Below are 26,448 nucleotides of genomic sequence, written 5' to 3'. Positions count from 1 at the left end.
ATACGGGTGATTGTTCACAGTTAGGGTTCTCAACTTCCACCAGCGCGCTGAACGTGAAACGATGAGAGGATGACTGATTCTGTGCCACCACTCATCGACGCAAGGCACCTACTGGCGTACTTGGGCGACGTTCCATTCTTCTTCGGGCAACAGCTCGCTAAAAAAGACGAATCGGTAGTTGACGTCGCTTTTGATGAAAGTAGCAGCGTCATCTCCGGCACTATCTTGGAAGATGACCAGCAGTTTGTCTCCACTATCACCGTAGTTCGAAGCGCAACTGGCTGGACCGTGGAAAGTACCGACTGCAGTTGTAACAAAGGATCGGTCTGCCCTCATGTCGCGGCTCTTGCGCTGACTGCGAATAAGATTGCGAACCAACCACGTCCTTCAATGGCCGAGACGAAAAGAACCGCTTCCGCTTGGTCGACTCAGGTCAATACTTGGTTTGAGGAACCGGAGCCAGGACCTTCCGAGGGACTTTTAGGTTCCCCCAATGATCCTGTAGTGGCTATGGCCCTGCAGTTCATGGTTTTTGACTCTAAAAATACTTCTCAGCAGCAACAGTGGATGCCCTCCGGTTCGGTGCCACACCCCACTCGGAACAAGCGATTCCGCTTAGGCGTTCGCCCCATGGTGCGTAATTCCGAGGGTCGCTGGGTTCGTGGCCAGCTACGGTGGACCACCATCGCCTTTAAGACTTACGGCTGGAACTTGCTTCGCGGCCAGCACCATTGGTTTACTCGCTTTGCAGCCCTGGCCCGGGGCAATACACAGCTGCAGTTCAAGGTCGATGAAGATTGGCTGTTTTTAGACGAGTACGCTTCCAACTTGTTATGGCCAATGCTCGACGAGGCGCAAGAGCTTGGAATCGAGCTCATTACCACCCGCCACGAGACCACTGTAAATGTTGATCGTCAGTCTCGGTTTGAACTGCTGGCAAGCCTGACAGAAGACCGGTCTCTCAACGTTGCTGGCCAGCTACACATTGCTGGACAAAGCTTAAGCCTTAACGCAGAATCCCCTGCGGGAACCATCGCTGATCATGGTTTTTACGTCGAACTTGAAGCTCCAGACCAAATATGGTTGGCACCTAGCGACGAAATAATCCCTGCCCAGCACCGCCGTTGGTTCCAGAATCGTGAACCTCTGCAGATCCCCTCGGACCAAATGCAGGACTTCTTTAACGAGTCGTACGCTCGACTCGCGCGCCGCTTTAGCCTGCGCAGCATTAGTGAAGGGCTGGTGCTTCCCGCGCTGGCGCCACCTGAGGTTCATGCCACCGTGAATTTCAGTCGCGAAGAACAAGCCGACGGCACAGTCAAAGATTCGGCCGCCATTTACTTCCAGGTCCGATACCCGGGGGTCCCATACGACCACGAAGTATATGATGCGCAGGCCGAGCAAGCGTTATACCGGACCGTTAACGACGTTTTTGAGAAGCACACGGACACTAGCAACCACGATCTGTCGTCAAGGTTCTTCGCCGGAGAACATATGATCACGTTCGTTTCGGATCTGCTTCCTGCGCTGCGGGGCCTGTCCATTATGAAAATTACTGAGGAAGGAATCCGCCCGGTATACCGTCAGCTGCGTGAACTTCCACAGCTGAAAATCAATGCCGTGAGCCACGAACGTAATGACTGGCTGGACTTGGGCTTGCTCATCACCGTTGGTGACCACGAGGTTCCTTTCTCTACCATCATGGAGGCGCTGACCAGCGGTTCCATGAAGGTTAAGCTTCCCGACAACACCTGGTTCTCATTGGACCATCCCCTGTTTGCCAAGCTGAAGTCGCTTGTCGACGAAGCACAATCGCTCAATGACAAACCAAAAGACGCGGATTTGAAGCTCTCAGTCTTCCAAGTTTCACTCTTTGATGAGTTTGATGAGCTGGCTGAAGGTATCGACGGGGCTGATCTCTTTATAGGGCGTATGCGCTCGCTGCTACGTGTGGCAGAAGGCGAAGAAGCCCAAGTACCAGACACCCTAAACGCTACGCTCCGCCCTTACCAGGTTGAGGGATTCCAGTGGCTCGCGCGTCTGTATCAAGGCGGATTTGGCGGGATCCTCGCCGATGATATGGGTCTAGGTAAAACCTTGCAGACCATTGCGCTGATGCTTCATGCCCGCAAACTGTGGGACGACCCAGAGCATATGGCCACGCTTCCCGCAGCACAGCGCATGAGCGCACCATTCCTTGTCGTCGCTCCAAGCTCGGTCGTATCGAACTGGGAGATGGAGATTAAGCGATTCGCCCCAAGTTTGAGGGTGATCACGGTGGAAGGAACTTTCGGTTCAGAAGATGAGCTAAAAGAACTGGTGGCTAACTACGATGTCATCCTTACGACCTACACCTTGCTTCGTCTGAACGATGAAGTCTATGAGGGGCAACGCTTTGCTGGCCTGATTCTCGATGAGGCACAGTTCGTGAAGAACCGCTCAACGAAGGCTCACCGCAGTGCGGTCAATATCCAGACAAACTTCAAGCTAGCTGTGACGGGTACTCCTATGGAGAATAACCTCTCTGAACTAGGCGCACTATTGTCCCTGACCTCACCGTCACTGTTCATGAACTCCAGTCGTTTCAACCGTCAGTTTGCTCGACCTATCGAGGTGCTCGGCGATCGCGAAACGTTGCAGCTTTTACAGCGTCGTGTGAAGCCATTCATGCTGCGCCGCACCAAGGAATCTGTAGTGCTGGACCTTCCTGCTAAACAGGAACAGCAGGTCCTGGTTCGTTTGAGCGATGAACACCAGCATGTCTATGACACTCATCTGAACCGAGAACGCCAGAAAATTCTGCACTTGGTTGAAGACCTGGATCGCAACCGCTTTACGATTTTCCAGTCGCTCACTCACCTGCGAATGCTTGCGTTGGAACCGTCACTTGTGGATCCTGAGCTTGCAGAGATTCCAGGGTCGAAATTGGAGGCCCTCTTTGAGCAACTTGAGGATGTGCTTAGCGAAAATCACCGCGCCTTGGTCTTCTCGCAGTTCACCTCTTATTTGAAGATCTTTGCCGCGAAACTAGAAGCGCAGGGTATTCCCTATGTGTATCTTGACGGCAATACTCGAAACCGCGCCAAGGTAATCGAGCAGTTCAAGGACGGCGAAGCTCCATTGTTCTTGATCTCGCTGAAAGCCGGTGGTTTCGGTTTGAACCTGACCGAGGCTGATTACTGCTTCCTTCTTGATCCATGGTGGAACCCTGCCGTAGAGGCTCAAGCCATTGACCGCACACACCGCATCGGACAGACCCGTCAGGTGATGGTCTATCGCATGATTGCTCAGGGAACCATTGAGGAAAAGGTTGTGGCCTTGCAGGACACCAAACGGAAGCTGATCTCTACCGTGATGGATGAGGCCGATGGTTTTTCCAAGGCTTTGACGGCTCAGGATATTCGCGGGCTGCTTGAGTAACAGCTTGGTTACATCTGAGCCGTTTGACGGGCTTTTACCAGCGAATCGCGCTATATTCAATATGTCTCGTTGTGTGTTCTCTGCCACACTGAGTGCAAGCAAAGAGAGTAGCCTCGGAGGTCTTCTCCGGTGGCGTAACGCAAGATGAAGGCGGTTATAACCGTGTCCCTGATTAAATCGGAGACTCTGAGTGCACCGAGTGACGACTGGATGAGCGCGTCGGTGAGCACCGAACAAGACCGTGTGGTGATTGAAACCGAACAGGAACGACTATCCCTAGACAACGAACGGCTCCTAGAAAAAATCCGGCGAGTGATCGCTTCGCCGCTCGAGGAGATTTTCTATAACCCGAAGCACCGAATGTTGTTAATTCCGGGAGCCTTCGCTGTTATTGGCTCCTCCTTTTTGAGGGTCGACACCGACGCGGCGGCTGGCCTACGCGGCTAGTATTCTTCCCAGCGCATGCCCCAAGATACCTACAGGCAGTCTTGGGGCATCTTTTTGCCCTGAACCTTCCTGTACAACGGTGATACCCGGAGCTTACGGTAGGGAGATTTTGGCACTGCCCAATTTAGAACACTGCTAATCTTCTTTTTTCAACGTTTTCGCCAGGTATCCAACCTGTTATCCCAAGTATTGACTATCGTTGAACTTTGATTCGCCGTGGCAGAAATCGACCACGAGACCGTGAAGCTGCGCAGACCTCAGTTTGATATGTGTTATATATCGCAAATCCTCCACAGGTGGACTGCACTGCACCTGTTGTTTCTCGGCTAACATCCACTCCGGAACGCTACTAATTCAACGTGGTTGATCCTAAAATTCCGAAGTGAAACTGGCACCGAAAATCGATTGCATTATGCAACTAATAGCCTAGTCAGGCTATATTCCCCGAGGTTCTTCCTAACTGCAGCTGGACGCATTGAGCATGGCTCTACACTGGAGCTTCTCGGGCTCGGACGCATTAACCTCCGAATCCACCGCAAATACTTGACTCCACGCACAAGTGCCATTTCACGTTTTGCTAGTCTTGTTGCTTGTCCGATTATGCACTTCATCGTTCGTTGAGCAATCGTCGCCAGTGATCTGGGGAGAAGTCATTGAAGCCTGCAGAAAGTCTCTGAGGCTAGACCACCAAGTGGCACGATTCCCCGAAGCCCTTCAGCACAGGAAAGCTGAGCGACCTAGAGCATACGAGAAGATTAAGAAAGATATGAGGAGTGAAGCTTATGGAAGCAGCGAATACTCGTGGGCCGAAATTTTTAAGGAAACGCCGGTTGAAGGTAGGGGACGTCAACGTTGTTGACGATTCGATGCTCAAAAAAGCAATCGGCGGTACCGTTGTCGGTAACTTGATGGAATGGTACGACGTCGGGGTCTACGGATACCTAGCGGTAATTATCGGCGAGCTATTCATGCCGGCCACCCTCGATCCAGCCCTCAAAACGCTATTTAGCCTTGGAATCTTCGCCGTAACCTTCGTGGCACGCCCACTAGGCGGCGTCATCCTTGGACAGTTAGGCGACCGAGTCGGCCGCCAAAAGATTCTTGTCTTCACACTCCTCATGATGGCCTTGGCAACGTTTGGCATCGGTATCTTGCCAGACTACTCGGCTTGGGGCATCGCAGCGCCAATACTTCTCGTCGTTCTGAAGCTCATTCAGGGCTTTTCCACCGGTGGTGAATACGCCGGCGCCACAACCTTTATCACCGAGTACGCACCGGATAAGCGCCGCGGTTACTATGCATCACTTCTGGATCTCGGCTCGTATATGGGCTTTGCCGTGGGTGCCGCCTTCGTCTCGATCCTCCAGCTAACTCTCACTGAAGACGTGATGGAAGGCTTCGCTTGGCGTATCCCGTTCTTAGTTGCCTTGCCTCTTGGCGTCATCGCCCTGTGGTTCCGCACCAAGATCGAGGACACTCCGGCGTTTAAGGAAGCTCAGGAAGCCGCAAATCGTGCCAGCGAGGATGCCAAGAGCTCTGCAGATGCTCCGAAGGGTGTCATCGACCTGGTCAAAGCCTACTGGCGTGAACTGCTCACCGGCTTCGTTTTGGTTTCAGCCGCAAACACCGCAGGCTACGCACTAACCAGTTATATGCCGACGTACCTGACCCAAACGCTGAAGTATGATCCGGTGCACGGTAACTTGCTGACCTTGCCCATTCTGGTGGGCATGTCCTTGTGCATCCCGTTAGCAGGCCACTTATCGGACAAGATCGGGCGCCGTCGCGTACTCTTCATCGGTTCGGTCTCCGCCGTGCTACTAGCCACTCCGGCGTTCTTGTTCATGATGCACGGAGCTATCTGGTCCACCTTGCTTGGTCTTGCCCTGCTGGCGATCCCAGTAACGTTCTACGTCTCTAACCTTGCCTCCTCACTACCGGCACTGTTCCCTACCTCTTCGCGCTATGGCGGAATGGGAATCTCTTATAACTTTGCAGTCGCTATTTTTGGTGGCTTCGCTCCGTTCATCATGCAAGCCCTTGTAACAATGTCCGGGTCTTCGCTGGCTCCTGCCTTCTGGGTGATGGGCATGTCCGTAGCCGGCTTCATCGCCGTGTGTTTCCTCAAGGAATCAGCACGCAAACCACTTCCGGGTTCTATGCCGTCGGTGGCTACCGACGCTGAAGCCGTCGAACTGGTGAAAACTCAGGATGAAAATCCCGATCTTGACGTTGATTCGCTTTTTGATGAGGCACCAGCGAACCACTAACCCACTGGTTTTTGATTGACCAACGGCCACCGTCCCAGAGATCTGGGACGGTGGCCGTTGCTTTGTACTCTGTCTATTACGGTCGGCTCCCGTAGCACTACGAACCCGATAGAATCTTCACAGAATACGGAAAGGGCCTGACTGCGGATCGTTACCGATCTGCAGTCAGGCCCTCAACTTAGCTTCAGCTTAGAGAGCAGCGAAAACTTCGCGCAGCAAGCGAGCGGTCTCCGAAGGAGTCTTGCCCACCTTCACGCCTGCAGCTTCCAAAGCTTCCTTCTTAGCCTGAGCGGTACCGGCCGAGCCGGAGACGATGGCGCCTGCGTGGCCCATGGTCTTACCTTCTGGAGCGGTGAAGCCAGCGACGTAGCCAACAACTGGCTTCGTGACGTTAGCCTTGATGTAATCAGCTGCGCGCTCTTCAGCGTCACCACCGATTTCACCGATCATGACGATGGCCTTGGTCTCTGGATCGGCTTCGAAAGCTGCCAGTGCATCGATATGGGTGGTGCCGATCACTGGGTCACCGCCGATACCAATTGCGGTCGAGAAGCCCAGATCGCGCAGTTCGTACATCATCTGGTAAGTCAGGGTACCAGACTTGGAAACCAAGCCGATTGGGCCCTTCTGGGTGATGTTGTTCGGGGTAATGCCGACCAACGCTTCACCTGGGGTGATGATACCTGGGCAGTTAGGACCGATGATGCGGGTGATCTGGTTACCGTCGGCGTCAACCTTCGACTGTGCCAGTGCCCAGAACTCAGCGGAGTCCTGTACTGGAACACCTTCGGTGATGACAACAACGAGGCCAACTTCAGCCTCGATAGCCTCAACTACAGCGTCCTTGGTGAACTTAGGTGGCACGAAGACGATCGATACGTCTGCGCCGGTTTCAGCCTTGGCCTCAGCCACGGTGCCGTACACCTTGATGTCCTGGTCACCGTGGGTGACGGTGGTGCCAGCCTTGCGGGCGTTCACGCCGCCGACAATGTTGGTGCCAGCCTTGAGCATCAGGGCGGTGTGCTTGGTGCCTTCGCCGCCGGTGATGCCCTGGACGATGACCTTAGAGTCCTTGTTCAGGTAAATGCTCATTGTTCGCTTATCCCTCTTACTTCGCTGCGTTGGCGAGCTCGGCAGCCTTATCGGCGCCCTCATCCATGGTTGCTGCCAGGGTCACCAATGGGTGGTTGGCTTCGGCCAAGATGGCGCGACCCTCTTCAACGTTGTTGCCGTCCAGACGGACAACCAGTGGCTTGTTCGCTGCGTCACCCAAGGTGTTCAGCGCGCCGACGATGCCGTTTGCGACAGCGTCACAAGCGGTAATGCCACCGAAGACGTTAACGAAGACCGACTTGACCTGTGGGTCGTTCAGGATGACGTCAAGGCCGTTAGCCATGACCTCAGCTGATGCTCCACCACCGATGTCCAAGAAGTTAGCAGGCTTGACCGAACCGTGGTTCTCGCCAGCGTAGGCAACAACGTCAAGGGTCGACATAACTAGGCCAGCACCGTTACCGATGATGCCTACTTCACCGTCCAACTTGACGTAGTTTAGGCCTGCTGCTGCAGCCTTGGCTTCCAGTGGATCAGCCGCTTCTTTGTCTTCCAGAGCTTCGTGATCTGGGTGACGAACCTCGGAGGCGTTCTCATCCAGGGACACCTTGCCATCAAGGGCAACAATGTCACCGGCACCGGTCTTCACCAGTGGGTTGACCTCAACGAGAGTGGCGTCTTCTTCCTTGAATACAACCCAGAGCTTCTGGATGGTATCTGCGACCTTAGCGCGCAGTTCTTCAGGGAAGTTAGCTTCAGCGACAATCTCCGCAGCCTTAGCTGCATCGATGCCGACCAACGGGTCAACGGCGACCTTAGCCAAAGCGTCGGGGCGCTCGACAGCGAGCACCTCGATCTCCATGCCACCTTCTACCGAGCACATGGCCAGGTAGTTTCGGTTTGCACGGTCCAGCAGTACCGAGAAGTAGAACTCCTCAGCAATGTCGGCGCCCTGAGCGATCATGACCTTATTAACGGTGTGGCCCTTGATGTCCATACCGAGAATGTTGGTAGCGTGCTCGAAAGCTTCGTCTGCGGTCTTGGCAACTTTGACGCCGCCAGCCTTACCGCGGCCGCCAACCTTGACCTGTGCCTTAACTACAACTACGCCGCCAATCTTCTCAGCTGCGGCTTTAGCTTCTTCCGGGGTGTAAGCGACGATGCCGGCAAGCACGGGAACGCCGTGTGCCTCGAATAGATCGCGCGCCTGGTACTCATACAGGTCCACGGGTTTGTGTCCTTCGTTCGAAGTTCATGCTGACTCGCGACATGGCCATAGATCGAAACCTATGCCATGCCTTAGAGAGCGCACCGCAACTATCGGCAGTCATACGGCGCCGTAGCCGTGCGCACTTCTCAGACTATCCCTAGTTTTGCAAACTTCCCACTTTTACAGCATGTAGAGAACTTTCCATGAAGTTTCCACGGAAGCGAAAACTGCATTGCTTACCCTAAAGAATTCGCGATTATTCGACGATTTCCAATGGCGCATAGCGCAGTAAGAGCCGTTTTTCAGAATCCACAAATTGCACTTTTGCAACCGTCTTATCTCCGGCTCCTTCTATAGCAATGACAACTCCCAAGCCAAAGCCTGAATGTTTTACGTTTTGTCCAACCTTTGGAACCACAATCTCTTTGTTTTGCTGTACACGCTGTTTCGCAACGGGTGCGGCGTTATGCCCCCGTGAGATTGCATTGGACGAGGTACCGGCTGCCCAATGTGATCCACGATCATATCGACTGGTGGCGAAATTCACCGTTCCGCTACCCGATCCCCACCCGGAAGACATTGACCCTTCACGTTTCCACTCAAGTAAGTGGGACGGAATTTCGTCGAGGAACTGGCTTGCAGGGTTGTACTGCGATTGTCCCCAGAGGCTACGCTGTTCAGCCCGAGTGAGGTACAACCGTTCTCTGGCACGAGTTAAACCTACATAGGCCAATCGACGCTCTTCAGCCAGTTCTTTGGCATCGGTCATGGACCGCTGATGCGGAAAAACACCGTGTTCCATACCGGTCAAGAAGACCACAGGAAATTCTAGACCCTTAGCAGTATGCAAGGTCATCAAGGTGACCACACCTTCGCGAGCAGCCATTGCGGCACCCTCGTCATCTGCGGGAGCTTCAGGGATCTGGTCAGCGTCGGCTACCAATGCCACACGTTCCAAAAACCCTTCTAGTCCACCTTCTGGTTCATCTTTGACATAGTCTCGAACTACCGCGACCAGCTCCGCGAGGTTCTCCACCCGTGATTCATCCTGAGGGTCATTGGACGTGCGAAGTATCTCTAGATAACCGGTCTGTTCCAAGACAGCTTCGAGCGCCTCGGCAGGACTGGAACCTTCAGCTACGACCTTGAGGTCATCCATCAATGACACGAAGGCCGCTGTCATTTTTATGCCGCGAGTACCTAGCCCCGGGGCTTCATCCGAGCGTCGCAAGGCATCCATGAACGAAATTCGATCCCGTTCAGCAAGTGCTGCCACGGCACCTTCAGCTCGGTCACCAATACCGCGCTTGGGCTCATTGAGAATTCGGCGGACGTTTATGTCATCTTCCGGATTAACTAGCGCACGGAGATAGGACAGTGCGTCTTTAATTTCCTTACGGTCGTAGAATCGGGTTCCTCCCACGACCCGGTATTTTAGGTCCACGCGCATTAATTGTTCTTCCAATGCACGCGATTGAGCGTTGGTCCGGTAGAAGATAGCGACATCGCCGGGGCGCACGCTTTCCTCATCGTTGAGTCGCAGAATTTCTTCAGCAATCCAACGGGCTTCATCACCTTCGGATTCGCCGACGTACCCAATGATGGGCTCGCCATCTCCACTGGCGGTCCATAGACGTTTGTCGTTGCGTTCAGGGTTGCGCTTGATAACCTCATTGGCTGCAGAGAGGATGTTCTGCGTCGAACGGTAGTTCTGTTCGAGTTTGATCGTTGCGGCGTCCGCATAGTCTTTTTCGAATTCCACAATATTGCGGATGTCCGCCCCGCGGAAAGCATAAATTGACTGGTCGGAGTCGCCAACCACGGTGAGCTCCCCGGGGGTGGTTAATCCATCTGGGCCGGTGAGCTCACGCACCAGCGAGTACTGCGCGTGGTTTGTATCCTGATACTCATCGATTAAGACATGGCGAAAACGGCGACGGTAGTTATCCGCCACGGCGGGGAACGCCCGGAACATGTACACAACCTGGCCGATCAGGTCGTCGAAGTCCATGGCATTCGCGGCACGCAACCGGCGAGTATAGCCTCGGTAAACCTCGGCCACGGCCAGGGCGAACGGGTCATGGGTATTAATCGTGGAGGAATAATCTTCTTCATCAATCAGTTCATTTTTGAGTGAAGAAATCTTATGCGCGATAGCCTTTGGGGCAAATCGTTTGGGGTCGATATCTAGACCCTTGGCTATTAATGTGATAAGCCTCAGTGAGTCCGCAGAATCGTAGATCGAGAAGTTCGACTTCAGACCAATAGTCGCCGCTTCCCGGCGCAAGATGCGTACACAGGAGGAGTGAAAGGTCGAAATCCACATTTTCTTTGCTTGCGTCTCACCAATCAATTCAGCGGCTCGATCACGCATTTCTGCGGCTGCTTTATTCGTGAAGGTGATGGCTAGAATTTCGTGCGGCCGAGCCCGGCCGGTAGCAAGCAAGTAGGCAATGCGATGAGTGAGTACGCGAGTCTTTCCAGAACCCGCACCGGCAATGATTAGAAGCGGTCCACCGTGATAACGAACCGCTTGATCTTGCTGTTCGTTCATCCCCACCAACAGTTCTTCTGGAGTTGGTATGGTGCGCTGTGCCGGCTCCGCGGCGAAGTCATCGTTAAGGAAATCCATGGTGTAGTCAGTCTACGTGGGCTCAACGACGGTTTCATTGAACTACCCGGCATAATGGAAGGTATGGCAAAGAACGTTAAGAAGAGTAAAGAGTATCGTAAGCCTTCACAGTTCCAGGACCATCAGGTCAAGGGAATGCAAGCGGCTGCGCAGAAACGCGAATCCTCATCAAACCCAATGTTGCTCATCACGGCGGGTCTAGTCACCTGTGCTTTCCTCTTTGTCTACTATCACTTGCTGGTAATGCACCAGATGACCGACCTCAGCAATGGACTCACCATGCCTGACCAACGCGTCTTTGGCTATACAGTCGCTGACGTTGAGGCACTACGTGGGGCCATGGATGCAGATGCCACCGGTCAATTGAACTACCTGCACAAGACTGCTGGGCTGCTATTCCCCCTGTTGACCGCTTTGTTTTCCATGCTAATTTTTATTCGCTGGATCCCGAATCGCCAGATGCGCTGGCTTGCCTGGGCCGCACCACTGCTCTTCGCTGTCACCGATCTTTGGGAGAATTTCGCCATTGACTCGCTCTTTGGAGCGGATCTCAACGAAGGGACGGTTGCCCTGGCTTCGGTACTGACCACCATTCGATGGGTAACACTATTTATTACCGCTGCGCTGATCATTGGCCTCGGAGCTCGCCGGGCTAATAAGGCGCTGATTAATAAAATGGCCGAGGTTCGTAACCAAGAATCATGAAAAATTCATCATCAACTTCCTTGTAGGATAGTGTTGATGTGGCGCTTAGCGCCTTCGCCTCTGTAGCTCAGTTGGATAGAGCGACCCTCTCCTAAAGGGTAGGCCAGCGGTTCAATTCCGCTCAGGGGCACCACATAGAATACCGAGGCTTCCCCAACCGTAGTGGGCAGTCGTCGGTTTTCTTTTTCTCGGCGATGGTGTCTCAAACGAATTCTGAGTGCCGCCTCTTCGCATCGTCTGTCGAACATGACAGTTTTTGGCGATTTTCTGACTGGTTAGCAAGTCATTAGCCAGAAGCTTGCCTTTATCTAAAAAGACCGTGGTTCCCTTCCTCGGAGGAAGGGAACCACGGTCTTTAGTCTTGCGGAAATGCCTAGCGCAATAGTAACGCGGTGGCCTTCGGTGAAAGTGAGGCATCCATGACTACGCATGCGCCACCAATGGCGCCGACTTGCGAGCCAAGAGTTGAGCTTCGAGTACCAAGCTCGTGCACTCCGCGTAGGCCAAAGCGACGCTTTACGGCCGCATCAACGTCGTCGGAGACTAGCTCGCGCACCTTGTCCCACTGTGGGCCGCCAAAAACAACTTCGCTTACGTCTAAGGCGTTTGCTAGTTGACCGGCAACTTCACCAACGCGAACCATTGACTCTACGATAAGTTCCTTGGCAACAGTGTTGCCTTCCAGAGCAAGTTCGGTGAGTCGGTTCAGGCCCTCTGAGCGCTGCTCTGGGCCCATGATCTCGTACGAAGGCAATTCCAGGCCGCGCTCCTTGGCCTGTGCGGCCATGAACTCGTATGAGGTGCCTGCGGCCAAGCAATCATCTGCACCGCATTCTTCGCAGGAAACCGACTTCTGCCCGGTGGAGAAGTGCCCAATTTCGCCAGCGTTATTGCTTGATCCGTGGTGGACTTCGCCATCGATGACAATGCCTGCACCGAATCCATGCCCGCAGTAGACGAAGACGAAGTCATCGGACTTCTCTTCCTTGGACTGCCATAGCTCGCCGACAGCGGAAGCTATGGTGTCTTTCTCAATGATGACCTGTAGGCGCAACAGCTTACGCAACGGAGTTACCAGCTCAACGTCTGCCCAACCGTCCAGTAGTGGTGGGTTTAGTACCACGCCGTCTTCAACGTTGACCGGCCCTGGCACGGCGATACCCACACCAACGATGTGCTTTTTAGGTATGCGAATCTCGGCGATCATTTCCTTGACCGTGTCAGCCATCAGCTGGATGGTCTCGGTAGCTACCTCAAGGTTTGGTAGATCGATACTGCGCTCGCGCAGGACTTCACCGCGCAGGTTCATCGCGACAAAGGTCAGAACGCTAGGGTCAAGGTGAATACCGATAGAAACTAGGCGGTTTCCCTCTAGTTCAAGAACGGTACGTGGCTTACCCGGTCCGGAAACGATGGTGCGATCTTCGCGAACGATGCCGTCGTCAAGCAGACGACGTACTACGTTTGAGATTGTCTGTGGTGAAAGTCCAGTCGAACCTGCAAGCTCCACACGGCTGATGCCGTCTGGGGCTCGTCGGATGGACTCTAGAATTACCGCCTGATTAAAATCGCCTAGGCGGCCTAAGTTTGTACCCCGTCGCATTAATGCTCCATAGATCTATAAAGTTGATGGATCGATCTCTCCATTCCAACGTACTGCCAAGATTCCGACACATGATTCGAAACTGCGAGTTGTCGAATCGTAGTGCCTCTCAACTAAAAACGTTGGAGATCCATTAATGCACGTTACCATTGGTCATACGTTTTCACACGCGATATTGTGTTTTGATGATGAAAACTTTAACTATTTCTGCAGCGTGTTTAATCAACGACCAAGGACAAATACTCCTGGTTCGCAAGCGCGGAACAACAAAATTTATGCAGCCTGGCGGGAAACCTGAACCCGGAGAAACACCTATAGAGGCCGTAATGCGCGAAGTCTCCGAAGAATTAGGCGTGGATTTTGAAGCAAAGGACCTCGAACCATATGGAGAATGGAGTGGTCCTGCGGCGAATGAAGAAGATACGTCAATCCAAGCTTATTTATTCGCCGCAAGATTTAATGGTTCACCCGAACCGTTAGCCGAACTCGAAGAGCTCTTGTGGATTGATCCGCGGGATGCCCTATTACGCAATGACATTGCACCACTGTTAAGAGAACACGTTTTACCTACCTTGTTGGCCAACGCGAATGACATGGGTGCCTAGTTTCATCAACGATTTCCAAGTGATGATATGCCTAACGTAGTTCGCATCGTTTCCGCGGGCACTTTGACCGGGAGATTCTACTGAGGTTCCGCACCGTGATCAGAGCTGAACTGCGTCTGATAAAACTTTGCGTAGGCACCGTTTTCGCCTAGCAAACTTAGATGAGTGCCACGTTCGACAATTCGCCCACCATCAATCACAAGGATTTGGTCAGCCTGGCGGATAGTGGACAAGCGGTGAGCAATCACTAACGCTGTGCGGTTTTCCAAAGCCCTGCTCAATGCCAGTTGCACTGCAAGTTCACTTCGTGAGTCCAAGGCAGCAGTGGCCTCGTCCAGTATCACCAGCCCTGGATTGGCCAGAATCATACGAGCGATAGTCATACGTTGACGCTCCCCGCCCGAAAGGCGGTACCCGCGTTCTCCGACCACGGTTTCCAGCCCATCCGGTAAGGATTCGATCTGCGTTCTTAACTGCGCGTCTTCCAAAGCTGCCCAGAGCTGCGCTTCCTCAGCTTCCGGGTTGGCCAACAGGAGGTTTGAACGTACCGTCTCGTGAAGCAGATGCCCGTCTTGGGTCACCATTCCCAACTCGTGATAAAGAGATGCGAGCTTAAGCTGGCGTAGATCATACCCGTTAAGGGTAATAGCTCCCCCGCGCACATCGTAGAGTCGAGCGAGCAGCTGCGCAATGGTGGATTTACCCGCACCGGATGAACCCACAAGCGCCACCGTTTGCCCTGGTTGAATCTCGAAGGAAATATCATGCAAAATTTCCTCACCGCCACGTCCGTCTAATACCGCGGTCTCCTCCAGCGATGCGAGGGATACTTCCTCGGCACTCGGATACGCGAACGTCACCCGATCAAATTTCACTGCCACCGGTTCGCTGGGTAAAGCGATCGCATCTGGAGCATCCTTGATCAACGGTTCAAGATCCAGTACCTCGAAGACACGGTCGAAGCTGACCAAAGCGCTGGTAATTTCCACTCGCGCGTTCGCAAGCCCTGTGAGCGGTGTGTAGAGCCGAATAATGAGCATTCCGAGCACCACCACGTCGCCGGCGGCCATGTCTCCACGCAGGGCATAAAAACCACCAAGTCCGTAGACCAGAGCCAATGACAGCGCCGCGACGAATCCCAGTACCGTTACGAACGCAAATTGCCGCAAGGTCATCTTGATACCGATATCGCGAACACGTGCGGCGCGCAGACCAAACTGCGTTGATTCCTCGTGCGGACGGCCATAAAGTTTGATCAGCGTCGCCCCGGGCGCCGAAAAGCGCTCGGTCATCTGTGTGCTCATTGAGGCGTTCAGATCCGCCGATTCCTTACGTAAACCCGCCAAGGATTTACCGAAACGTCGGGCCGGGAGCAAGAATATCGGGAAGAGTACCAAAGCCAGCAGCGTAACTTGCCAAGAGGTTGTGAGCATTACGATCGCGGTCAAGACCAGCGCCACCGCGTTGGAGACGATCCCTGACAGTGTTCCTGCGAAGGCGGCCTGCGCACCGATTACATCGGAATTAAGTCGTGATGTCAGCGCACCAGTTCTTGTCCGTGCGAAGAAAGCGATCGGCATCTTTTGTACGTGGTCGAACACCTTCGTACGAAGGTCATAGATGATCTGTTCGCCGAGGGTTGATGATTGCCAGCGGACTAACATTGCAAAAATGGAGTCCAAGACTGCGACTATCACCATAGCAATGGCTAGATTGCGAATTGTCGCCCAGTTCCCCTGACCCACAATTGCGTCCACGACTCGTCCGGCGAGTACTGGAGTGATCACTGCTATCGCAGCAGAAAGTACGGAGAAAATCACGAAGACTATGAGCCTGGCTTTGTAATTAAGCGCGAATCTAAAAACGCGTCCCGGGGTATCGGGCCGATAAGCCCGTCGCTGCTCACTTTTAGACAACTGCCACAGCGTGCTCCACGCCGCGCCTTCCATGCTCACAAGTTACCTCCGTGAATTGTTCAGATAGTACTAACGTCTCAACATCTCACGGAGTGTAGATATTTCCTAGCTGGCATGAAGATATTGATTCCATGAAGCATCAATATGTTCTAACCCGGAGACTAGGTGTCCGCCCACGCGCGGCTGATGTGGTGTGAGTAGCAATTGCCAACCGAGCTGAGCGAGCATTTTGTCTGCCTTGCGACTATTGCACGACAGACACGCTGCTACTAGGTTTTCCCAGGTGTTCTGTCCTCCCCTACTGCGCGGGATCACGTGGTCGATTGTATTGGCAGTTTTCCCACAGTATGCACAACGAAAGTGGTCCCTACGAAGAACGCCCCTACGGGTCACATGGATCATGTTCCTGTAGGGGCGTCGTACATATCGTTTTAACACGATCACGGTGGGTCGGGGTAACTCCCTGTCAGTTCCTCGAACCGGTGAATCATCGTCTTGCAAGATGATCGTTGCTTTTTCTGTAAGCACAAGAATAAGCGCTCTACGAAAAGTCACCACTGCCAGTGGCTCAAATCCTGCGTTCAAAACCAACGTTCTCATGCGCATACTTCCTTCAATGAATTCGTACGCATCACTTGAAGTTGATGACGACGAGCTCGTCTCGGTTAGTCCTCTTGCCGTTAGCCTATGCGATGTGTCGCATATTCGGGGCTAAAAATAGGAAGATATTCGCTGATTTTCATCGCGAAGTAGCATGGAGTTCACTGTGTTAAACGACCATTGGCCACCGAACTTTACGTTCGATGGCCAATGGGAGCAGGCTGTTTAGCGAGCTAGGGTGTAGTACCCGTACAACGGGTTGCGTGTTACCGAGTGGATCATGGTATCGACAGTAGGGTTCTGCGCACCGATCATCTGGCCACCACCGAGGTAGATTCCTACGTGGCCTCCACCGTTCTGGAACACCAAGTCGCCAGGCTTCGGGCTGCTGGTGCGCTTGAACTGACCGGAGCCTAGAATCGCGGAGGTGCCACGGGCAATGTTGATGCCGTGCTGCGCGTAGACATACTTTATGAAGCCGGAGCAATCCCAGCCGCTTGGAGTGTTGCCGCCCCAGACGTATGGAACGCCTGAGTACTTGGCTGCAGTTCCTGCAATACCAGTCAGGTTCGAGCTAGGAGCCGAAGTTTCCTTCTTGGTTTCCTGCTTCTGGGTCTGAGTTGGTGCGCTCTGCTGGCCGTTGCCGCCACGGTTCTGGCGGGTCATTGGTGCCATGGAGTCAGCACTTCCCGAAGAATCGGAGCTACCCGAGTTCTGACGGGTGGTTGGCTCAATGCTGTCAGCAACAGCGATAACGACTGGCTCTGGCTCAGGCTTTGGTTCAGCGGTGAAGCTGGCGCGCTCGATGTCGACCTTGTCGGCCTTCTTGGTGTCGACCTTGACGGTCTTTACCGACACACGCTCAGGGTTGATGGTATCAACTGGCGCCGCGGATACATCGCGGGGCGCGGTAGCCTGGCCTGGAACGCCTAAGGTGACAATCAAACCGGACGCAGCAGCAACAACGGCTGCCTGTCGGCCAACTGAGCCCGCGTTAGACGCTACGGCCTGAGAAATCGCCTCTAGCGAGTTAGTGCGTGGCACGTCGGCGCGGCGACGTCCATGGGTTTGACGCTTGGTCACAATAATGCCTCTCCTTGATTCCTACGAGGTAAGCTGTCGGGTTCGAAGTGGAGTTACCTCGGTGGATTCGAAGTTTCCTTCTTGTCCACTTAACCCCTAGGGTTGTTAGTCAAAACTAACGACCCGATGTTGGTTCCCCCGTCACTGCCGTACGAGTTGTGTATAACTGCTCATTGCATGCTGGCAGTGCTCGGATCACACGCAATGTTGCTCAGGGCTTCCCCCTGGCACGCAGATAAGCCTATAGGACTATCTTTCAAATGTCACGTTTTGATCACGGTAAGGTGACGTTCAACGTTATAACCAGCCTGCTGGGTCTTTGAACTGCCCATCAACGATGACCTCAAAGTGCACATGTGGGCCCGTCGAGTTACCGGTACTGCCGGCCAGAGCGATCACATCGCCTCGCTGAACCTTGTCACCGACCTTGACTAGGAGTTTGGAGTTGTGGCTATAGCCAGTTTCCAGCCCATTTCCGTGACCTAAGGTAACTCGTTGACCGGAGTGACCGGCCCATCCAGAGACCTCCACGGTGCCCGAGGCAGCCGCGTAAACCTTTGTGCCGCTCGGCACACCGTAATCTGTGCCACTGTGGATCATGAAGCCGGCGCCGGTTGGATTCTTGCGATGCCCGAAGGGCGAAGTAATGCGGTTGCTATCCACGGGACGCTCAAGCAGACCGCCCGTCGAACCGATCTTCTGGATATTTCCACCGGAAGCGGTAAGAATTTCCGAAAGCTTGTTTTCGTCGGCGACACTTGGATTGATATCCGACTTCAGTGCGGCACGCTGAACCTCTAGCCCGGCATTTTCCGGTGCCTTAACATCAACAACAGCGGAAGTCGCGGTGCGCTGAGCACTAGCTACGGAAGCTGGCTCGTCCGGCTCGGCTCCATTGAGTTGCGGGGAAACCGCTGCGAGGGCCAAACCTGATACCGCAGCAACGGCCGCGATCTTATGTGTGAACCCTAGTCGGGAAACTTTTTTAGGCGATGCGTGGAGACTCTGAACGAGCTCCCCATTACTGGCTACGGCACCTTCGGAAGCCATAACTGGCTTGGCCGTGGGTAGGGCAATGACGTTTCCGTCAACATCCTGAGCCGCAAGAATTTTCGACGTTGGTGCGATACCGTAACGCTGTCCCGATGTGAATCGGCGTCCAACATAGTCGGCACACACTGGTGCGATAATTTCTAATGCTTCGACAGTAGGTTCGCGCGATGCGCGGCGACCAACGGGTCGTTCGGTAGCAGCTGTTGCGATTTCAGCGATCGCGTCGATTTCGACATCTGCTGCGCGACGTCGACCCGTCGTCCTGGTTTCTGCCAAAACATTCCTCTCACATCTACACCTGCGAAGTTAGCTGTCGGGTTCGGCCCTGTGATTGGTCCGGTCTTGCTTATTGGCATGACTTCACCCCAAGACGAATGACTCGTCAGATGAGTGGGTTCCCCGCTATTGCCCTAAAAGTTCTTGTCACATCCGGAAGGCAGGGCAATACTCGGTGTTTGCGCTTTCGGAATCGGCATTAGATAAACCTCTAACGCCCTCGCATAACCCTACCGGTCGATCGGAAAAGTTACAATTTCGTTATCTTTGATTTGTACGAACAAAGACGTGTGCACTGACCTCGACTGGCAACTCTAGGGCGCCTTCGATGCCTTGCACACGGACCACAACGTAATCATCGGCGCGCTCTAGATTGACTATCGCTCCGGGACGGATTCCGCCCTCATTCAGTTGTCCGAGCAGGATTGGGTCCGTTTGGATCGGCTCAGCCAAGCGGTCGATCGCCAGCGGCCCGACGTTTCCGGAGAGCAATGCGTTATCCAGGTTCTCAACCTCAGATGAGATTTCCGTTACTTTCGGTCCACCTAAGATTTCAAGGCCCGGGATCGGATTACCGTAAGGAGAAACTGTTGGCTTGCCCAGCAAGTCATAAAGCCGACGCTCAACACGCTCACTCATGACATGCTCCCAGCGACAAGCCTCGTCATGTACGTACTCCCACTCAAGGCCAATCATGTCCGAAAGTAGGCGCTCAGCTAGACGATGCTTGCGCATCACGCCCGTAGCCAGTTCGTGACCTTTTTCAGTCAAAGCCAAATGACGGTCGGTGGAGACTACAACGAGTCCGTCGCGTTCCATCCGAGCGACAGTTTGCGACACAGTAGGCCCCGAATGCCCAAGACGTTCCGCGATTCGCGCACGCAAGGCCACGATCTCTTCTTCTTGAAGTTCAAGAATGGTGCGCAGGTACATCTCAGTTGTATCGATAAGGTCAGACACGTTAGCCACTCCTGGAAGTCACAACAGTTAGGTTCGTTTGAAAAAACGGAACGTCAGTATGCAACTCTACTTGGTTGTGGAGGCGTTCCCTGCGACCACAGCATAAATTGCATGTCGTAACCGACGGTCCGGTTTTTCTCTCATCCCCTCGCAATTTGCGAAGATGTTAACTGAAACGTCGAAACTATCCTGAACTATTCCATATTTACGGAACACCGTCGGGATACCAGCACTTTCAACCAAACGCTAAAGAGGAGCGCGATGAGCACCGGCATCAACATTCCAAAGAACCTTCTGCCTGCCGACGGAAGATTCGGCGCAGGCCCTTCAAAGGTTCGCCCGGAACAAATTCAGGCAATCGTGGACGCGAGCGCCAACCTATTGGGCACCTCCCACCGTCAGGCGCCAGTCAAAAACCTGGTTGCGTCCGTGCAAGACGGTCTTAAAGAAATGTTCAGCGCCCCTGAGGGCTACGAAGTGCTTCTGGGCGTCGGGGGATCCACAGCCTTCTGGGATGCCGCCGCATTCTCTCTGGTCCGCAATAAGGCACAGCACCTGTCCTTTGGCGAGTTCGGCTCGAAGTTCGCCAAGGCCACCGATAAAGCGCCATTCCTTGCCGCTTCATCGATTATCACCGCCGAGCCGGGCTCAGTGCCGACTCCTGTTGCCGAAGCTGACGTAGATCTCTACGCATGGCCTCAAAACGAAACCTCCACCGGAGCCGCTGCCCCGATTCTGCGAGTAGCAGACGCCAATGAGGATGCACTTGTGGTTATCGATGCCACCAGCGCTGCGGGCGGATTAGATGTAGATCTGTCACAGACCGATGTCTACTACTTTGCGCCACAAAAGAACTTTGCCTCCGATGGCGGACTGTGGCTAGCTTTCTTCTCCCCCGCCGCAATGGCTCGCATTGAGGAAATCGCAGCGACCGACCGCTGGATCCCGGACTTCTTGAACCTGAAGACCGCTCTAGATAACTCGCTGAAAAACCAGACCTACAACACCCCATCGCTGACCACGTTGGTCACCTTGGACGCTCAGATCAAGTGGATAAATTCAAATGGCGGTCTCAAGTGGGCTGTGAAACGTACCGCGGAGTCTGCAGGGAAGATTTATGCCTGGGCAGAAGCTTCTGAGTTTGCAACGCCCTACGTCACCAACCCGGAACACCGCTCCAATGTCATCTCGACCATTGACTTTGATGACTCGATTGATGCCACGGCCATCTCCAAGGTCTTGCGCGCTCACGGCGTGGTCGATGTTGAGCCTTATCGCAAGCTAGGCCGCAATCAGCTGCGCATTGCTACATTTGTGGCGATCGACCCAAGCGATGTTGCCGCCTTGCTGCAGAGCATCGACTACGTCGTCGAACAGCTCTAACCACGCAGTTAGCACAACGGTCCGCGGATGAATCCTTCAAGGATTCATCCGCGGACCGTTGTGTAATGCCTCGGTTTTGTTCAGTCCAAGTTGTCTTTACGTGGACGACTGCGCTGCGCTGCGCGGCGACGAGCAGCAGTGCGCTGTGCTGTACGACGTCGACGGACCTGACGTCGCGCAGGTGTCTTGATGCTCTCCACAACATTTGCTTCAGCAGGCGCAGTCGACTCTTGCTGCGTAGCACCGTCAGCTGATTCCTCGAAACCGCTCTCGACTGGTTCGTTGGTAGCTGCCGAATTCTTTTCAGTAGACGCGCTCGGTTGCCCATCGAGGCTTCCCTGACCGGATTCATCCGTCGCGCTGTCAGCCTCGGCTGCTTCGATTTCTTCCTTTGCCAATCGATCTGCCCAAGGCAACCATGCTGGAGCGAGAAGAGCGTCTTCGCCGGCAACAATGCCTGCTTCACAAACGGTGAGATCTTTGGCTTTCGCCCGTGGCACCCGTGCGAGTGTCGCGAACCACGTCCAGCCTCGGTAACCCTTTTTTTGGGAGACAAATCTATGGGTGACTAATCGCTCACCTTCGGACGTAGCTCCGAGATACTCACCGATTTCCGTGTCTACCGCGATCTCCGTGAGCGCATTTCGCGCTACATCAACCGCGTCAGCAAGGATGGTGTCTAATTTGGGTTTACGGGCCATTGTTTAAACGTCCAGATCATCGGCTACCGCGCGAAGCACGGTAGCAACCTTTTTGCCATGCGCTTGTTCAGGGTATCGCCCCTTGCGCAGGGTATTAGATACTTGATCAAGGACCTTGATCAGATCCTCAATCATTGCGGCTTGCTGCTCCGGGTTTTTGCGCTTTGCTCGCGCTACCGAAGGAGCTTCATCCAAGATACGCAGGCTCAGCGCCTGCGGTCCTCGACGACCTTCTGCCACTCCGAACTCCAAACGCATTCCTGGGCGCAGGTCATGAACACCTTCCGGCAGTGCCGTGGCGTTCACATATATTTCTTTGCCGTCCTCGGTAGTAATGAAACCGAAGCCCTTGGACTTTTCGTACCACTTAACCTTGCCGCTAGGCATGATCCTCTACCTCGTTCGTTTCTCGTGCTGTAGCGCGTACTGTGCAATTTACCTCACGTCACGCTTTTTTATGTCTCCGAATCCATGGAGCATTCAGCCGGGTTAACAATTGTTCGTTCACCGGGTGCTCGACGTACGGATTCGAATAAAGTCCAATACCTAAGATTATGACACTTTGACGCCCGTAACTTCACCTTGAGTCACGGGAGCGGCTTCAGATCCGCTGTATCGTTAAGAGGCGTGAGCTCTTCTTCGATTACCTTGTCCGTCATTTCGCGCACAGCTATCGTTCTTGCGATACTTTCGGCGCTATCGCTGGTGGCGGTATTAGTTTTGTACTTCCAGGAAAATTCCATCCCGCCGCTAGTCATGGCGTTCGGCATTTTTGGTCTACCCATCGCTTTCATCTTGGCCGGTGTCGTAGTGGTGGCAAACATCCTTAAGCGGCGCAGCAGCTAATCACGGCACTCAGTTTGCTCTCAGGCGACTCCCAGATTTCCGGTGCACACTGGGATTTATGAGTGCAAAAACCCCAGAGGCCAAACTTCTTGTTGTGGATGATGAGCCAAACATCCGCGAACTCCTTTCCACTTCCCTGCGTTTTGCGGGCTTCGAAGTGGTCGCCGCAGCCAATGGTCGCGAAGCTCTGGCAGCCGTCGAAGCAGAAGAGCCAGACCTTGCCGTATTAGACGTCATGCTTCCGGACATGGATGGTTTTACCATCACCCGCAAGCTACGCGCCGCGGGGCGTCACTTCCCAGTACTATTTCTGACCGCACGTGATGACACCACTGACAAGGTCACCGGCCTGACCGTCGGCGGCGATGACTACGTCACCAAGCCATTTAGCCTCGATGAGGTAGTGGCCCGCATTCGTGCCGTATTACGTCGCACCGCGTCGGGCGAAGACGAGAATGCCACCATCGTGGTTTCAGATCTAGAGCTTGATGATGATGCCCATGAAGTACGTCGCGCGGGAGAGGTCATTGACCTTTCGCCGACCGAATTCAAATTATTGCGCTACCTCATGATGAACCCGAACCGGGTGCTGTCCAAGTCGCAGATCCTAGATCACGTCTGGGAGTACGACTTCAACGGTGACGCGTCGATTGTGGAATCTTACATCTCCTATTTGCGTCGTAAAGTTGACCGCCCAGAGTGGCCCGCCCTGATTCAGACTAAGCGCGGCGTTGGTTACCTCATGCGCACTCCCGACCGACGCTAGGCACAATGCCCACTTGCGGCCCAACGGATTGTAAAGTCATTACATGCAGGCTTTAAGAACACTGTGGCGTCGTACATCCTTGCGCACCAAATTGGTGATGCTGATGTGCGCCTTGATGATTTGTGGCATCGGCGCCACAGCGTTCGGTTCAGCACACACACTTCGTATTTCGATGACTAATCAAATCGATGATCAGCTCAATGTCTCGGGACCCACGATGGGATTCGGCCTGAATAAGGCCTACCAGTATTCCTTGGATAATGATCAGTCCGGCGAAAACGACGGCATTGATCCGACTTTGCTCGGGCTCAACCGCTCGTACGCTGATATTCGTGATGAAAACGGCAAAATCGTTTACATCATGCCACGTAGTCGCGTTACCCCCGGAAACAACGCTGACACTCCCTTGTTGGCACCGGAGCAAATGGCTGAATTAGCCAAAACCCCCTGGTCCCCCGTCACCGTCCCGGGTATGCATTCGGGTTCCGCAGGGTGGCGCGCGATGGTAGTTCCGCTGCCCACCAGCGGATTAAATGTTTTTATCTCCTTACCCCTTGAAAACGTCAATGATACGGTCCAAAAAACCGCAATTCTCGTTTTATCCACCGGCCTGCTTGCCACATTACTCATGTCAATGATCGCCTATGGTCTGACTTCGCGATCACTGCTTCCACTCATTCGCGTTGAGCGTACCGCCGCAATGATTGCCGACGGTGATCTGTCCCAACGTGTACGAAATTACCCTCCAGAAACAGAAGTCGGCAGGCTCTCGCGTTCATTGAATGCCATGCTTGCGCAAATTGAGCGAGCCTTCCGCGACCGCGAGGCCTCGGAAACCAAAATGCGCCGGTTCATCCAAGATGCTTCTCATGAGTTGCGGACTCCCTTGGTTACCATTCAGGGCTATTCGGAGTTCTATCGTCATGGAGGACTGGCAGATCCAGAAGCCTTGGGCTCGGCTATGGGCCGCATTGAAGCTGAATCCAAACGCATGGCGCACCTGGTCGAAGATCTGTTGATGCTCGCTCGTCTCGATGAACAGCGCCCACTGGAAAAACAATCTGTAGACCTCTTAGTTCTCGGCCAGGACGCTGTGGAAGACACCAAGGTCCGTGCACCGCTGCGCAAGGTGACCCTGGTCGGTCTAGACACGAAATATCCAGCGCCTGCCAGCACCGTCGGTGACGACGCACGAATCCGCCAGGTAATCGCAAACCTGATCACCAATGCGCTGCGCTACACCCCGGAAGAATCAGCGATTGAGATCGCGGTGGGTGTTCGTTCGCTCGTGGCCGGTGCATTAGACGCGGTACTTGAAATTCGTGACCATGGGCCGGGTATTCCGGAAGAGGACGCACACCGGATCTTCGAACGCTTCTACCGAGCAGACAGCTCACGACAACGCGAGACCGGCGGCTCGGGTCTTGGCCTAGCTATAGTCGTGGCGATCGTGCAGCAACACGGTGGCTCGGTAGCGCTCAGCGAAACTGCTGGAGGCGGAGCCACTATGGCGATCTGCTTGCCATACGTGCCACTCCAAGAACCTCGCGAAATTGACGAGGACGACCAGTAGGAATCAACGGCTCCTAGTTGTCCACAAAGGGCTCATGAAAGCTACGCTGCTGCTCCTGCCGGATTTATGGTGATCTCACCAATCCGATCTCCCCAAAGGCAGGATCTCCCATGAGCACCTTCTCAACCAACACCGGCGAAATGCAGGTCAAGTCCCAGGCCGTCATGAACACCATCGACCGGTTGCGGTCCGAAGTCTCCACGATGCAGATGAACCTAGACCAATTGCAGAGCACCTGGCAGGGTTCCGCCGCCACCTCGTTCCAATCCATCGTTGCCGAGTGGCGCAGCACCCATTTACGCATCGAGGAAGCGCTAAGTAGCATCGCCACGGCGCTGAACCACGCCTCCATGCAGTACGAAGAAGTCGAACAGGTTAACACCTCACTGTTCCGTTACTGATCGGTGCAGGCGGGCGCTCGGTACGCTTAGTCCATGAGCTTATTGATCGACCCGCCGCGCTGGCCCGCTCACGGCACCGTCTTTTCCCATTTGGTCTCTGACTCGTCCTTAGACGAGCTACATCAATTCGCCCTCGCACTGGGCATTAGTCGCAGGGCCTTCGATAGGGATCATTACGATGTGCCCCGCGAACGCTATGCCGAAATTGTCGCCGCGGGTGCTCACGAGGTCAGCGGTGGAGAACTTGCTCGGGCGCTCGCGCGCTCGGGACTGCGGATAGCCGCACGCTTGCGTCCGGAACGGCTGGACCCGGCCTTGCGTAAACGCTGGGAACGCACTTTCCCCGGGCAATCTGAACTTGCGACGGCTCTTTTATCCAAATGGAGTCAGGAACATCGTTATTATCACGATCGTGTGCATCTGCTCGCCGTACTTGAAGCACTAGATTCGCTGTGTGGTACGCAGGTCTCGGAGCAGGACCGGCAAATACTCGAATTAGCCGCATGGTTTCACGACGCGGTTTATGAAGGTCAGAGCACCGACGAGCAGGACTCGGCGCAGCTCGCAGGTCAATGCTTGCAAGGTCTCTTGCCCGACCACACGGTGGCTTCAATTCAACGGCTGATTATGCTGACCAGCACCCACCAGCCGCAGGCTGGGGACCTGCTCGGCGCGCTACTGTGCGACGCAGATTTAGAAGTTCTGGCTCGCCCTGCAACCGCCTATCAGCGTTATACGCAGGCCGTTCGGGCCGAGTACGCTCACGTGTCGGAGCCAGACTTCGCCCGTGGTCGGTCCAAGATACTTCGTGAGTTACTCGACAAGGACCAGTTGTTCGGCACTGCACAGGCCCGGCAGCGTTGGGAAAGTGTTGCACGCAGTAATTTGTCCGCTGAACTGGAACAGTTGTCCACACAGTTCTAACTACGCGCCGACCGAGATGTC

Annotated in this window: 22 protein-coding genes, 1 tRNA gene and 2 riboswitches; of the genes, 12 read left to right on the top strand and 11 right to left on the bottom strand. The window is 54.2% G+C overall.

Annotated features, from left to right (window positions below):
• The first annotated feature begins 69 nt into the window (after positions 1-69).
• The 3 genes from IEX04_RS04735 (at position 70) to IEX04_RS04725 (ending at position 6,137) form a co-directional block, all read left to right on the top strand.
• Positions 70-3,420, top strand: coding sequence for a DEAD/DEAH box helicase (locus IEX04_RS04735; RefSeq protein ID WP_188684147.1), 3,351 nt, complete (start codon positions 70-72; stop codon positions 3,418-3,420).
• A 162-nt stretch (positions 3,421-3,582) separates the two neighbouring features.
• Complete coding sequence (locus IEX04_RS04730) at positions 3,583-3,867, top strand: hypothetical protein (RefSeq protein ID WP_105678085.1); 285 nt, start codon at positions 3,583-3,585, stop codon at positions 3,865-3,867.
• 782 nt (positions 3,868-4,649) lie between these two features.
• On the top strand, positions 4,650-6,137 hold the full coding sequence (locus IEX04_RS04725) for an MFS transporter (protein WP_188684145.1): 1,488 nt from the start codon (positions 4,650-4,652) through the stop codon (positions 6,135-6,137).
• A 189-nt stretch (positions 6,138-6,326) separates the two neighbouring features.
• Here the strand turns inward: IEX04_RS04725 and sucD are convergent, their stop codons facing one another.
• From sucD to pcrA, 3 genes are all read right to left on the bottom strand, one after another.
• The gene (gene sucD / locus IEX04_RS04720; protein ID WP_096256099.1) at positions 6,327-7,229 is read right to left on the bottom strand and encodes a succinate--CoA ligase subunit alpha; all 903 of its coding nucleotides are present in this window, start codon (positions 7,227-7,229) and stop codon (positions 6,327-6,329) included.
• 16 nt (positions 7,230-7,245) lie between these two features.
• Positions 7,246-8,418, bottom strand: a complete 1,173-nt coding sequence (gene sucC, locus IEX04_RS04715) for an ADP-forming succinate--CoA ligase subunit beta (protein ID WP_096256098.1) — start codon at positions 8,416-8,418, stop codon at positions 7,246-7,248.
• A gap of 238 nt (positions 8,419-8,656) precedes the next feature.
• On the bottom strand, positions 8,657-11,032 hold the full coding sequence (pcrA, locus tag IEX04_RS04710) for a DNA helicase PcrA (protein WP_096256097.1): 2,376 nt from the start codon (positions 11,030-11,032) through the stop codon (positions 8,657-8,659).
• A 63-nt stretch (positions 11,033-11,095) separates the two neighbouring features.
• On the opposite strand from pcrA, the gene IEX04_RS04705 reads away from it, so the two are divergent.
• Both IEX04_RS04705 and IEX04_RS04700 read left to right on the top strand, forming a co-directional pair.
• Entirely contained in the window at positions 11,096-11,737 is a 642-nt protein-coding gene (locus IEX04_RS04705) for a hypothetical protein (RefSeq protein ID WP_188684142.1), read from the top strand.
• Positions 11,738-11,793: 56 nt separating this feature from the next.
• Positions 11,794-11,870, top strand: a tRNA-Arg gene (locus IEX04_RS04700).
• Between the two features lie 240 nt (positions 11,871-12,110).
• Here IEX04_RS04700 and IEX04_RS04695 read toward each other — a convergent pair.
• Positions 12,111-13,340: an ROK family transcriptional regulator gene (locus IEX04_RS04695; protein ID WP_096256095.1), complete on the bottom strand. Its 1,230-nt coding sequence runs from the start codon at positions 13,338-13,340 to the stop codon at positions 12,111-12,113.
• A 185-nt stretch (positions 13,341-13,525) separates the two neighbouring features.
• Here IEX04_RS04695 and IEX04_RS04690 point away from each other — a divergent pair, with 185 nt between their 5' ends.
• Positions 13,526-13,945 (top strand): NUDIX hydrolase, encoded by a 420-nt coding sequence (locus IEX04_RS04690; protein WP_096256094.1) that lies wholly within the window; start codon positions 13,526-13,528, stop codon positions 13,943-13,945.
• 77 nt (positions 13,946-14,022) lie between these two features.
• On the opposite strand, the gene IEX04_RS04685 is transcribed toward IEX04_RS04690, so the two are convergent.
• The 5 genes from IEX04_RS04685 to IEX04_RS04665 all read right to left on the bottom strand — a co-directional run bounded on the left by IEX04_RS04685 (position 14,023) and on the right by IEX04_RS04665 (position 19,833).
• A complete protein-coding gene (locus tag IEX04_RS04685) occupies positions 14,023-15,900 on the bottom strand; it encodes an ABC transporter ATP-binding protein (RefSeq protein WP_188684140.1) in 1,878 nt (625 codons plus the stop codon).
• Between the two features lie 66 nt (positions 15,901-15,966).
• Positions 15,967-16,461, bottom strand: coding sequence for an HNH endonuclease (locus tag IEX04_RS04680; protein WP_096256092.1), 495 nt, complete (start codon positions 16,459-16,461; stop codon positions 15,967-15,969).
• A 225-nt stretch (positions 16,462-16,686) separates the two neighbouring features.
• Positions 16,687-17,544 carry a C40 family peptidase gene (locus tag IEX04_RS04675; RefSeq protein WP_188684138.1) on the bottom strand — a complete coding sequence of 286 codons (858 nt, stop codon included), beginning with the start codon at positions 17,542-17,544 and terminating at the stop codon, positions 16,687-16,689.
• A gap of 3 nt (positions 17,545-17,547) precedes the next feature.
• Positions 17,548-17,717, bottom strand: a riboswitch (cyclic di-AMP (ydaO/yuaA leader).
• A gap of 124 nt (positions 17,718-17,841) precedes the next feature.
• The gene (locus tag IEX04_RS04670; RefSeq protein ID WP_188684137.1) at positions 17,842-18,873 is read right to left on the bottom strand and encodes a M23 family metallopeptidase; all 1,032 of its coding nucleotides are present in this window, start codon (positions 18,871-18,873) and stop codon (positions 17,842-17,844) included.
• Between the two features lie 4 nt (positions 18,874-18,877).
• A riboswitch (cyclic di-AMP (ydaO/yuaA leader) is annotated at positions 18,878-19,026 on the bottom strand.
• 108 nt (positions 19,027-19,134) lie between these two features.
• Positions 19,135-19,833: an iron-dependent transcriptional repressor DtxR gene (locus IEX04_RS04665; RefSeq protein WP_188684135.1), complete on the bottom strand. Its 699-nt coding sequence runs from the start codon at positions 19,831-19,833 to the stop codon at positions 19,135-19,137.
• Between the two features lie 261 nt (positions 19,834-20,094).
• On the opposite strand from IEX04_RS04665, the gene serC reads away from it, so the two are divergent.
• Positions 20,095-21,216, top strand: coding sequence for a phosphoserine transaminase (gene serC, locus IEX04_RS04660; RefSeq protein ID WP_096256087.1), 1,122 nt, complete (start codon positions 20,095-20,097; stop codon positions 21,214-21,216).
• 80 nt (positions 21,217-21,296) lie between these two features.
• Here serC and IEX04_RS04655 read toward each other — a convergent pair whose 3' ends face one another.
• Positions 21,297-21,917, bottom strand: a complete 621-nt coding sequence (locus tag IEX04_RS04655; RefSeq protein ID WP_188684133.1) for a DUF3027 domain-containing protein — start codon at positions 21,915-21,917, stop codon at positions 21,297-21,299.
• Between the two features lie 3 nt (positions 21,918-21,920).
• On the bottom strand, positions 21,921-22,304 hold the full coding sequence (locus IEX04_RS04650; protein WP_188684130.1) for a cold-shock protein: 384 nt from the start codon (positions 22,302-22,304) through the stop codon (positions 21,921-21,923).
• A 240-nt stretch (positions 22,305-22,544) separates the two neighbouring features.
• On the opposite strand from IEX04_RS04650, the gene IEX04_RS04645 reads away from it, so the two are divergent.
• The 5 genes from IEX04_RS04645 to IEX04_RS04625 all read left to right on the top strand — a co-directional run bounded on the left by IEX04_RS04645 (position 22,545) and on the right by IEX04_RS04625 (position 26,427).
• Positions 22,545-22,763, top strand: a complete 219-nt coding sequence (locus IEX04_RS04645; protein WP_096256080.1) for a hypothetical protein — start codon at positions 22,545-22,547, stop codon at positions 22,761-22,763.
• Positions 22,764-22,821: 58 nt separating this feature from the next.
• Positions 22,822-23,529 carry a response regulator transcription factor gene (locus IEX04_RS04640; RefSeq protein ID WP_096256078.1) on the top strand — a complete coding sequence of 236 codons (708 nt, stop codon included), beginning with the start codon at positions 22,822-22,824 and terminating at the stop codon, positions 23,527-23,529.
• 43 nt (positions 23,530-23,572) lie between these two features.
• Positions 23,573-25,102: a sensor histidine kinase gene (locus IEX04_RS04635; protein ID WP_188684128.1), complete on the top strand. Its 1,530-nt coding sequence runs from the start codon at positions 23,573-23,575 to the stop codon at positions 25,100-25,102.
• A 110-nt stretch (positions 25,103-25,212) separates the two neighbouring features.
• Complete coding sequence (locus tag IEX04_RS04630) at positions 25,213-25,503, top strand: WXG100 family type VII secretion target (RefSeq protein ID WP_188684126.1); 291 nt, start codon at positions 25,213-25,215, stop codon at positions 25,501-25,503.
• A 33-nt stretch (positions 25,504-25,536) separates the two neighbouring features.
• Positions 25,537-26,427, top strand: coding sequence for a DUF4031 domain-containing protein (locus tag IEX04_RS04625; protein ID WP_188684124.1), 891 nt, complete (start codon positions 25,537-25,539; stop codon positions 26,425-26,427).
• The last annotated feature ends 21 nt before the right edge of the window (positions 26,428-26,448 follow it).

The sequence above is a fragment of the Glutamicibacter ardleyensis genome (genome assembly GCF_014644555.1).
In the GTDB taxonomy this organism is placed as follows: domain Bacteria; phylum Actinomycetota; class Actinomycetes; order Actinomycetales; family Micrococcaceae; genus Glutamicibacter; species Glutamicibacter bergerei.
The sequence above is the reverse complement of the archived record's forward strand: the minus strand, read 5'-3'. Positions and strand labels throughout refer to the sequence as shown.

Excerpts from the sequence above, each read along its gene's own strand:
- IEX04_RS04735 (WP_188684147.1), top strand. The coding sequence starts at position 70 with ATGACTGATTCTGTGCCACCACTCATCGACGCAAGGCACCTACTGGCG.
- IEX04_RS04725 (WP_188684145.1), top strand. The coding sequence starts at position 4,650 with ATGGAAGCAGCGAATACTCGTGGGCCGAAATTTTTAAGGAAACGCCGG.
- sucD (WP_096256099.1), bottom strand. The coding sequence starts at position 7,229 with ATGAGCATTTACCTGAACAAGGACTCTAAGGTCATCGTCCAGGGCATC.
- pcrA (WP_096256097.1), bottom strand. The coding sequence starts at position 11,032 with ATGGATTTCCTTAACGATGACTTCGCCGCGGAGCCGGCACAGCGCACC.
- IEX04_RS04705 (WP_188684142.1), top strand. The coding sequence starts at position 11,096 with ATGGCAAAGAACGTTAAGAAGAGTAAAGAGTATCGTAAGCCTTCACAG.
- IEX04_RS04695 (WP_096256095.1), bottom strand. The coding sequence starts at position 13,340 with ATGCGACGGGGTACAAACTTAGGCCGCCTAGGCGATTTTAATCAGGCG.
- IEX04_RS04690 (WP_096256094.1), top strand. The coding sequence starts at position 13,526 with ATGATGAAAACTTTAACTATTTCTGCAGCGTGTTTAATCAACGACCAA.
- IEX04_RS04680 (WP_096256092.1), bottom strand. The coding sequence starts at position 16,461 with ATGAGAACGTTGGTTTTGAACGCAGGATTTGAGCCACTGGCAGTGGTG.
- serC (WP_096256087.1), top strand. The coding sequence starts at position 20,095 with ATGAGCACCGGCATCAACATTCCAAAGAACCTTCTGCCTGCCGACGGA.
- IEX04_RS04655 (WP_188684133.1), bottom strand. The coding sequence starts at position 21,917 with ATGGCCCGTAAACCCAAATTAGACACCATCCTTGCTGACGCGGTTGAT.
- IEX04_RS04650 (WP_188684130.1), bottom strand. The coding sequence starts at position 22,304 with ATGCCTAGCGGCAAGGTTAAGTGGTACGAAAAGTCCAAGGGCTTCGGT.
- IEX04_RS04640 (WP_096256078.1), top strand. The coding sequence starts at position 22,822 with ATGAGTGCAAAAACCCCAGAGGCCAAACTTCTTGTTGTGGATGATGAG.
- IEX04_RS04635 (WP_188684128.1), top strand. The coding sequence starts at position 23,573 with ATGCAGGCTTTAAGAACACTGTGGCGTCGTACATCCTTGCGCACCAAA.
- IEX04_RS04630 (WP_188684126.1), top strand. The coding sequence starts at position 25,213 with ATGAGCACCTTCTCAACCAACACCGGCGAAATGCAGGTCAAGTCCCAG.
- IEX04_RS04625 (WP_188684124.1), top strand. The coding sequence starts at position 25,537 with ATGAGCTTATTGATCGACCCGCCGCGCTGGCCCGCTCACGGCACCGTC.